Here is an 8537-nt window from a genome sequence, read left to right as displayed (position 1 = left end):
TTCGAGATGGATTTCGACTCGATCGTCGAGTTCGTGTTCGGCGCGTTGTGGTAGACCTTCGCGCCCGTGTCGATGTCCTGGCCCTCGCCCGCAAAGGCGATACTGATGTGGTTCGCGCTCGCGCCGCGCCCCTTCAGGATCGTACACGGGTAGAGCATGGTGGCTTTCGAGCCCATACTGCCCGAAACCCACTCCATGCGCCCGCCCTTCTCGGCGATCGCTCGCTTGGTGTTGAGGTTGAACGTGTTCTTCGACCAGTTTTGCACGGTCGAGTACTGGACGTGGGCGTCCTCGCCGACGAACACCTCGACGCCACCGGAGTGCAGGTTGTGCGTGCCGTACTTGGGGGCGCTACAGCCCTCGATGTAGTGGACTTCAGAGCCTTCCTCAGCCACAATGAGGGTGTGTTCGAACTGGCCCATCCCCTCGGAGTTCATCCGGAAATAGGCCTGCACGGGCATCTCGACCGTGACGTCCTCGGGGACGTAGACGAAGCTTCCGCCGGACCAGACCGCGCCGTGGAGTGCGGCGAACTTGTTATCAGATGGCGGCACGCACCGGGTCATGAAGTACTCGCGGACGATCTCGGGGTGGTCCTGAACCGCTTGGTCCATGTTCATGAAGACGACCCCTTTCTCCTCCCACTGTTCTTTCATGTTCTGGTAGACGATCTCCGACTCGTACTGGGCGCCCACCCCGGAGAGGGACTCGCGTTCGGCCTCGGGGATGCCGAGTTTTTCGAAGGTGTCCTTGATGTCGTCGGGGACGTCCTCCCAGGAGTCGACGCTGCCGCGTGCCTCGACGTCGGGGCGGATGTAGGGAATGATCTCCTCGACGTCGAGCTCGGTGAGGTCGGGTTGCCCGGGCCAGTCCGTCGGGAGCGGCATGTTCTGGTAGTGTTCGAGCGCTCTGAGTCTGCGGTCGAGCATCCACTCGGGTTCGTCCTTGTCCTCGCTGATGAGCCGTACCACTTCTTCGGTGAGGCCCTTCTCCGAGCGGAATGCGGACCGCTCCTCGTTGCGATGATCGAAGCGCTCCTGGTTCTTGGTGAGTTCTTCCGAGCTCATTTTCCTATCTCGGGGTTGGGAGCGAGCGCGTAAGAACCTGTGCCCGCTCGCGGCGTCTCGAAACCGATTGGGGTTACGTCGCTCGGTCGGACCGGTCGTGTGGGCGGGGAAACACCAAAGCCGGTTCCGGCCCATTCTTCCGGTGTCGATGCGCCGGACCACCGTGCTCGACGCCGCCGCCCGGGCGCTCCGTGGCGCCCTCTTCGCCAGCCGTTCGCTTCCGAACGCCGCCTACTACCGTCTCGCGGGAGCGAACTACCGCTACCGGGCGGTGGCGACCGAAAAACGGGTGCGCGACGAATCGTTTCGGAGCTACGAACTCTACAACCGCCACGGGAACGACTGGCTGCTCGCGGCGCTGTTGGACCGCTGTCGCGACGGCGAGTGCGTCGTCGACGTGGGCGCAAACACCGGCGTTTACTCGCTCTCGGTTGCCGCCGAGTACCCCGCGGCGACCGTGGTGGCGATCGAACCGAATCCCGAAATCGCGAAAACGCTCCGGGCGAACGTCGCCGCGAGCGACTTCGAGGACCGGATCCGATCGCTCGAAGTGGGCCTCGGAGCCGAGAACGGCTCGCTTCCCTTCTATCGCTCCTCGTATCACGAGTTGAGTTCGTTCAACCGGTTCAACGCCGAGCGCTGGGGGGCGCGCGTCGTCAGCGTCGAGGACGTCCCGATCAGGACGCTCGACTCGTTCGTCGAAGGAGGTGAGGTTCCGCCGCCGGACCACCTCAAGATAGACGTCGAGGGGTTCGGCCTCGACGTCCTCCGGGGGGCGCGCGACGTCCTCGCGACCCACCGGCCGTTCGTCTACGTCGAGCCCCACGCCCGCAGCGAGGGCGAACCGGACGACCGCGGCGAGGCCGCGGCCGGGATCAGGGACCTGCTCGCCGAGGAAGGGTACGCGATCATTCCCGGCGAGGACGGCCGGGTCTGCGTCCCCGAGTCCCCATGAGCGACGCCTACGCCGGTCGGACGCTCCGACGACTCCGCCTTCGCTGGGTCGTCGTCGCGGCGATCGCGGCGGTCGTGACCGCGCTCTCGTTCGGCGGACTTCGCCTGCTCCTGGCCGACGGCCTCGCACGCCGGTGGCTCCTCCTCACGATCCCGGTTCTCGCCTACGTACTCGCGTTGTTCTGGCGCTTTCTTCCCCGGAACCGCGACGCCGGGCGGTTGCTCCCCTCGCTCGGGCCCGGCACGCTGCTCACGCTCGCCCGTGGCGTCCTGATCGCCTTCCTCGCCGGCTTCCTCCTCCTCCCTCGGCCCACCGAATCGCTCGTCTGGCTGCCCGCCCTCCTGTACGGGACGGCCGTACTCGCGGACTACGCCGACGGGGCGGTCGCCCGGTTGACGGATCACGTCACGACGCTGGGCGCACGACTCGACACCGAGTTCGACGCGCTGGGCATCCTGATCGCGCCGCTGCTGGCCGTGGCCTACGGCCAGCTTCCCGTCTGGTACCTCTCCGTGAGCGTCGCGCGCTACCTGTTCGTCCTCGGGCGCTGGCTCCGTCGCCACCGCGGTCGCCCCGTCTTCGACCTCCCGCCCCGAAGGGGTCGTCGCCCCCTCGCGGGCCTCCAGATGGCGTTTCTGACCCTCGTCCTCTCGCCGGTCGTCTCCACGCCGCTCACGACCGTCGCCGCCGTCTTCGTCGCCACCCCGTTCGTCGCCGGGTTCGTCCGCGACTGGCTGTACGTCTCCGGTCGGCTGTCCGAACCGACACAAGAACAATGACGGCGTCGGCCCTATTCGACCCCGTGTCCCGCGTTCGACCACTGCCGGCCGTCGCTCGCGAGGAACGATGACCGCGCGGGCGGTCTCGTTTCACGCCCCCGAGGAGGTCCGCGTCGAGGAGTTCCCGGTGCCCGAACCCGATCCGGACGAGGTGCTCGTCGAGACCGAGCGCTCGGGAATCAGCCCCGGAACGGAACTCCTGCTTTACCGGGGTGAGGCCCCCGACGACCTCCCCGCGGACGAGACGATCCCGTCGCTCTCGGGCGATCTGACCTACCCGATCTCCTACGGCTACGCCGCCGTCGGCCGGGTGATCGAGACCGGCGGCGACGTCGACGGGGGCTGGCTCGACGAGCGTGTGTTCGCCTTCCACCCCCACGCGAGCCACTTCCGTGCGGTTCCGGCCGACCTCCAGCGCGTCCCCGACGGCCTCTCCGCCGAGGCGGCGACCCTGCTGCCGAACGTCGAGGCCGCGCTCAACGTCGTCATGGACGCCGCGCCGGTCGTCGGCGAGCGGGCGGCCGTCTTCGGACAGGGCGTCCTCGGCCTGCTCACGACCGCGTTCCTCGCCGCCCACCCGCTCGACGCGCTCTACACGGTCGACCGCTACCGCCTCCGCCGCGAGCGCTCGCTCGCGCTCGGCGCCGACCGGACGTTCGAACCCGGCGCGGACCTCCGCGGGGCGCTCGGCTGTGAACACCACGAGGGCGCGGACCTCTCGATAGAACTCTCGGGCAACCCCGCGGCGCTCGACGCCGCGATCGGTGCGACGGGCTACGCCGGTCGCGTACTGATCGGTTCGTGGTACGGGAACAAGCGCGTCGACCTCGACCTCGGCGGGCGGTTTCACCGAAGCCGGATCGCGCTCCGGAGCACGCAGGTCAGCACGATCGCACCCGACCTGCGCGGGCGCTGGGACAAGCCCCGACGGCTCGCACTGGCGTGGGATCGGCTGGGAGACATCGACACCGAGGCGCTTCTCACCCACCGCCACCCGGTCGAGGACGCCCCGGAGGCCTACCGCCTGCTCGCCGAGCGCCCCGGGGAGGCGATCGGGGCAGTGCTGACCTACGACTCATGACCGACTTCCAGCGCTACCTGCACGCGAAACGCACCGTCGACGACCGGGCGATCGACCGGCGGGTGCTCGACCACCTCGAACGCGAACTCCCCGAGGGGCCGCTCGACGTCGTCGAGATCGGCGCGGGCGTCGGCACCGGCATCTCCCGCCTGCTCGACTGGGGGGTCCTCTCGGGCGACGTCTCGTACACCGCGATCGACCGCCGGGCGGAGAACGTCGCCGCCGCCCGCGAGCACCTCCTCGAAGCGGGGTTCGTCGAGGAGGGCGACCGCCTCCGCCGCGACGGCGTCGCCGTCTCGCTGGTCGCGGGCGACGCCTTCGACGCGCTGGAGGGCGACTACGACCTGCTGATCGCACAGGCGGTTCTCGACCTCGTGGACCTCGACGGCGCCCTCCCGATCCTTTTCGCCGCGCTCTCCCCGGGCGGCCTCGCGTACTTCCCGATCACGTTCGACGGCGGGACGCTCTTCGACCCCGCCCACCCGATCGATGGACGCGTCGTCGAGGCGTACCACCGCGACATGGACCGCGAGGGGTCGAGCCGAACCGGACGACTGCTCCTCTCGGCGGTTCCCGAGGCCGATGGGGAGGTCCTCGCCGCCGGGAGTTCGGACTGGGTGGTCTACCCGCCCTATCGCGACGAAGAACGGGAGTTCCTCGGACACATCCTCGACACGATCGAGGGGGCGCTCGCGGAGGATCTCGGAAGCGAGTTCGAGGACTGGCTGACGACGCGCCGCGGGCAGGTCGATCGCGAGGAGTTGACCTACGTCGCCCACCAGCTAGACGTCCTCTGTCGCGTCTAATCTCCCCGGTTTCGGGCCGTCCCGCGAGAGGGTCGACTTCCGGAGGTCCTAGCCGTCCCCGAGCGTCCAGACCGTACACTCCTCGCCCGTCTCGGTGTCGCGTTCGGCGACGCTCTCTAAGACCGATTCGAGGGTCTCGGGGGCTTCTTCGACTGGGATCCCGCGATCCATTCCCTCCAACTGGCCGAGCGCGAACTCCGCGCCGGTTCCCTGTGCGACGACCTCCTCTTCGAGTTCGCCGCCCGTGGAGTCGATGGCGCGCACGTGGGCGACGAGGTCGCCGTCGCGGGCGGCGACGACCGCCTCGACGCCGGTCTCGCTCGCCAGGTCGCTCGCGAGGCGCGCGAGCGGGTCGATGCGGATGGTCGTCCCCTGTTCGGTCTGCCTGCGGCGCACCTCGGCGTCGAGTTTGCGGCCGAAGGTCTGGATCGCGCTCGGTTCGCCCGCCGCGACCGCGCCCGCGGCGTCGAACTCGAAGAGCTTCCGGAGGCTCTCGCTCCTGACCGAACTCCCCTGGGTCGCGCGCGTATCGGCCGCGAGCGCGACGCCGTCTCCCAGTCGAACGCCGACGACGGTTCCCATACCCGCGAGGACGGCCCCCCGCCACAAGAACGTTGGTCCGGTATGGGGGGCGCCGTTAGCGGGTGCGGTGGCCGGCGCGAACGCGGTCGCCACATCCGGCGACCGCGTTCGCGGGGCGGGGAAAGGCTGGTCCCCCGAGAGCAGCCGTCCGATCGGACGGCTGCGTTGCGACCCTGGTGGACATAAAAAGGGCGAAGCGCGACTGCCAAGGAACGCTGAGGGCTTTTGTGTGAAGCACTTATAGTCGCCGGCGCGCGAGGGGAGGCATGTACCGCTCAGGAGGTGGGCGTCGGTGAGCGACGCCCGCGCACACACCGTCCGGCTCGAACTCACGGACGAGCCGGGCGAACTGCTGAACGCACTGGCCCCGATCGCCGACAACGGCGGCAACCTGCTGTCGATCTACCACGAGCGGGGCAACCTCACCCCACGAGGGCGGATCCCCGTCGAGGTCGACCTCGAGTGTGCCCCCGAACGCTTTCCGGGGATCGTCGAGGCGCTCCGGGATGCGGGTATCAACGTCATCCAGGCCGGCGAGGAGCGCTACGCCGAGGAGGTCTCGGTCGTGCTCGTCGGCCCGCTCATCGAGACGGACCTCTCGGACACCCTCCGGTGGTTCGAGGAGTGTGCGAACCTCTCCGTACTGGACTTCTCGCTGTCGGCCCCCGAGGACGACCGCCCGAGCGCCCGGCTCCGGCTGGCCGCCCAGGCGAACGGCGTCTCGGAGGCCCTCAAGCGGGTTCGCGAACTCGCCGCCGAGAAGGGACTGCTCGTGATCGAACCCCAACTCGAACGGGAGGTGGAGGCGTGAGACTCGCCGTCGTCGGCGCCGGCGCGGTCGGACGCTCGGTACTCGAACTCGCCGCCGAGTACGGCCACTCGGTGGTGGCGATCGCGGATTCCGAAAGCGCCACGGTCGACCCGGATGGGCTGGACCCCGCGACGGTCCTCGCTCGGAAAGACGACGAGGGCCGGGTCGGATCGGCCGATCCCGCCGAGGCGCTCGACGCGGCGTACGACGCGCTCGTCGAGGCGACGCCCACGACGCTGGGCGACGCGGAACCCGGCTTCTCGCACGCCGTCGCCGCGCTCGAACGCGACCGCCACGTCGTGCTCGCGAACAAGGGGCCCGTCGCCGAGCGTTACAGCGACCTCCGCGCGGCCGAGCGCGCGAGCGCGGGCGAGGTGCGATTCGAGGCGACAGTAGGAGGAGCGATCCCCGCGATCTCGACCATCGAGGACTTCGGTCCAGACCACATCACCGCGGCCCGAGGGGTGTTGAACGGCACCGCGAACTTCATCCTCACGCGGATGGCCGCCGAGGGCCTCGACTACGAGCACGTGCTGGCGGAGGCCCAGGACCTCGGGGTCGCGGAGGCGGACCCCTCCTTCGACGTGCAGGGGACCGACGCCGCCCTCAAATGTGTGATCATGGCGAACGTCCTCTCGGGCAACGGCGAGTTCACGCTCGCCGACGCCGAGGTCGAGGGGATCGAGGGTGTCCCCGGCAGCGCGCTCGAACTCGCGGCCGAGGACGGCCGCACCGTCAGGCTGATCGGGGAGGCGACACGCGAGGGGGTGCGCGTCGGCCCGAGACTGATCCCCGAACACGGCACGCTCGCCGTCTCGGGCACCAGAAACATCGTCCAGATCGAGACGACACACGCCGGGCGGCTGAACCTCAGCGGGCGCGGCGCGGGCGGTCCCGAGACCGCCACCGCAGTGCTCTCGGACGTCGGCCGCCTCGGGTGAACCGGTCACGGAGCGATCGACGGGGGTAGTCCGAGGTCGGCCGGCGCAAGCAGGACGGTTATTCGCGTTCTGTGTTTGAGTTTCGGTCAATGAATCCGAGTTTCGGGGACGCGAAGTCGTTCGTCCGGTCGGTCGCCCGCGAGGTCAGCGAGGAGAACGTCACGTTCATGGCCGGCAGCATCGCGTATCAGGCGTTCGTCTCGCTGATCCCGCTGCTCGCGTTGCTCTTTCTGGCCGTCGCGGTCGTCGGCGACCAGTCGCTGGCCAGCGAGGTCACCGGCTACACCCAGTCGTACCTCCCGCCGGCCGCCCAGAGCCTGCTCGACGGCTACATCGCGGGCGAGGCCGGCAGTTCCGCCGGCGGCGCGGGCGTCATCGGGGCCGTGACGCTGATCTGGGGGACGCTCAAGATCTTCCGGGGACTCGACACCGCGTTCTCCGAGATCTACGACACCGTAGCGGACAACTCGTTTCTCGACCAGCTCGTCGACGGCCTCGTCGTCCTCGCCACCATCGCCGGGGCGGTCATCGGCGCCGTCGTCGCCACGACGGCCTTCGCGGTCTTCCAGGAGATCCCCTTCATCGGGCTGCTCAACCCGCTGTTGTTGGTGATCGGGCTGACGATCGTCTTCTATCCGATGTACCATCGCTTTCCCGACGTCGAGGGGCTCTCCCCGAAACAGGTCGTCCCCGGCGTCCTCGTCGCGGCGGGCGGCTGGACGATCCTCCAGGCGTTGTTTCAGGTCTACATCGAGTACGCCGGCGGGGGATCGACGAGCGGTTCGGACGTCATCGGCGCGATCCTCCTGTTGTTGACGTGGCTGTATTTCAGCGGACTCGTCCTGTTGCTCGGGGCGGTCGTCAACGCCGTCATCGTGGGACGAACCTCTGACTCGGCGGGGGTGACGCCCGATGAGGAGAGCGGCGCTCGGGACGGAGAGGCGATCCACGCGGAGGCACGAGCGCTCCAGCGCGAACGGAAGCGCCTCGACCGGCGACACGCCGAGATCGCGCGCGAACGATCCGAATCCGACCGTGAGGACCATCACGTGGATCGAAGCAGCCGGGAGGACGACGTCGAGGCGTTGCGCCGGCGGAACCGGTTGCTTTTGAACCGACTGCGCTGGTACGAGAAGCCGATCTGGAAGCGGGGCGTCCTCCGGGCGCTCGGCTACCGTCCGCGGTAGCACCGTCGCCGTGTGGGTCGTTGGCAGGAATCGCCCGAAGGCGGGCGTCTCGGGCGGGTAGCGTATCGAAATCGTTTTATGAGCAACTGCCAAAAACCCCTGTATAAGCGCCATCGCGCGTGAGACATCCATGAGCGACAAACCACACCAGAACCTGGCCATCATCGGCCACGTCGACCACGGCAAGAGCACGCTCGTCGGGCGACTGCTCTACGAGACCGGGAGCGTCCCGGAGCACGTCATCGAACAGCACCGCGAGGAGGCAGAGGAGAAGGGCAAGGGCGGCTTCGAGTTCGCCTACGTCATGGACAACCTCGCCGAGGAGCGA

At 68.7% G+C, this 8537-nt stretch carries 10 protein-coding genes; 8 read left to right on the top strand and 2 right to left on the bottom strand.

All coding sequences use genetic code 11. The features are described from left to right. The coding region (sufB, locus tag QRT08_RS18390) for a Fe-S cluster assembly protein SufB (protein ID WP_286047448.1) at positions 1-1067 on the bottom strand (1067 nt) is incomplete at its 3' end. Between the two features lie 148 nt (positions 1068-1215). Between sufB and QRT08_RS18385 the strand changes: the two genes are divergently transcribed. The 4 genes from QRT08_RS18385 (at position 1216) to QRT08_RS18370 (ending at position 4688) form a co-directional block, all read left to right on the top strand. Next, positions 1216-2022 carry an FkbM family methyltransferase gene (locus QRT08_RS18385; protein WP_286047447.1) on the top strand — a complete coding sequence of 269 codons (807 nt, stop codon included), beginning with the start codon at positions 1216-1218 and terminating at the stop codon, positions 2020-2022. Next, complete coding sequence (locus QRT08_RS18380; RefSeq protein WP_286047446.1) at positions 2019-2801, top strand: CDP-alcohol phosphatidyltransferase family protein; 783 nt, start codon at positions 2019-2021, stop codon at positions 2799-2801. Before QRT08_RS18385 ends, QRT08_RS18380 begins: the two co-directional genes overlap by 4 nt. A gap of 67 nt (positions 2802-2868) precedes the next feature. Further along, complete coding sequence (locus QRT08_RS18375; RefSeq protein ID WP_286047445.1) at positions 2869-3882, top strand: zinc-dependent alcohol dehydrogenase; 1014 nt, start codon at positions 2869-2871, stop codon at positions 3880-3882. Next, the gene (locus QRT08_RS18370) at positions 3879-4688 is read left to right on the top strand and encodes a class I SAM-dependent methyltransferase (protein ID WP_286047444.1); all 810 of its coding nucleotides are present in this window, start codon (positions 3879-3881) and stop codon (positions 4686-4688) included. Before QRT08_RS18375 ends, QRT08_RS18370 begins: the two co-directional genes overlap by 4 nt. A gap of 48 nt (positions 4689-4736) precedes the next feature. Here QRT08_RS18370 and QRT08_RS18365 read toward each other — a convergent pair whose 3' ends face one another. Further along, on the bottom strand, positions 4737-5270 hold the full coding sequence (locus tag QRT08_RS18365) for an Ntn hydrolase family protein (protein ID WP_286047443.1): 534 nt from the start codon (positions 5268-5270) through the stop codon (positions 4737-4739). Positions 5271-5562: 292 nt separating this feature from the next. Here QRT08_RS18365 and QRT08_RS18360 point away from each other — a divergent pair, with 292 nt between their 5' ends. The 4 genes from QRT08_RS18360 to QRT08_RS18345 form a co-directional block, all read left to right on the top strand. Beyond that, positions 5563-6081, top strand: a complete 519-nt coding sequence (locus QRT08_RS18360) for an amino acid-binding protein (protein WP_286047442.1) — start codon at positions 5563-5565, stop codon at positions 6079-6081. Then, entirely contained in the window at positions 6078-7022 is a 945-nt protein-coding gene (locus QRT08_RS18355) for a homoserine dehydrogenase (RefSeq protein WP_286047441.1), read from the top strand. The genes QRT08_RS18360 and QRT08_RS18355 overlap by 4 nt, the downstream gene beginning before the upstream one ends. Positions 7023-7111: 89 nt before the next feature. After that, complete coding sequence (locus QRT08_RS18350; protein ID WP_286047440.1) at positions 7112-8209, top strand: YihY/virulence factor BrkB family protein; 1098 nt, start codon at positions 7112-7114, stop codon at positions 8207-8209. Between the two features lie 130 nt (positions 8210-8339). Next, the coding region (locus QRT08_RS18345) for a GTP-binding protein (protein ID WP_286047439.1) at positions 8340-8537 on the top strand (198 nt) is incomplete at its 3' end.

The sequence above is a fragment of the Halalkalicoccus sp. NIPERK01 genome, from assembly GCF_030287405.1.
Lineage (GTDB): Archaea > Halobacteriota > Halobacteria > Halobacteriales > Halalkalicoccaceae > Halalkalicoccus.
This window is presented reverse-complemented; position numbering and strand designations above follow the sequence as displayed.

Bases quoted from the DNA above. Each gene is read 5' to 3' on its own strand.
- QRT08_RS18385 (WP_286047447.1), top strand. From the start codon at position 1,216: ATGCGCCGGACCACCGTGCTCGACGCCGCCGCCCGGGCGCTCCGTGGC.
- QRT08_RS18380 (WP_286047446.1), top strand. From the start codon at position 2,019: ATGAGCGACGCCTACGCCGGTCGGACGCTCCGACGACTCCGCCTTCGC.
- QRT08_RS18375 (WP_286047445.1), top strand. From the start codon at position 2,869: ATGACCGCGCGGGCGGTCTCGTTTCACGCCCCCGAGGAGGTCCGCGTC.
- QRT08_RS18370 (WP_286047444.1), top strand. From the start codon at position 3,879: ATGACCGACTTCCAGCGCTACCTGCACGCGAAACGCACCGTCGACGAC.
- QRT08_RS18365 (WP_286047443.1), bottom strand. From the start codon at position 5,270: ATGGGAACCGTCGTCGGCGTTCGACTGGGAGACGGCGTCGCGCTCGCG.
- QRT08_RS18350 (WP_286047440.1), top strand. From the start codon at position 7,112: ATGAATCCGAGTTTCGGGGACGCGAAGTCGTTCGTCCGGTCGGTCGCC.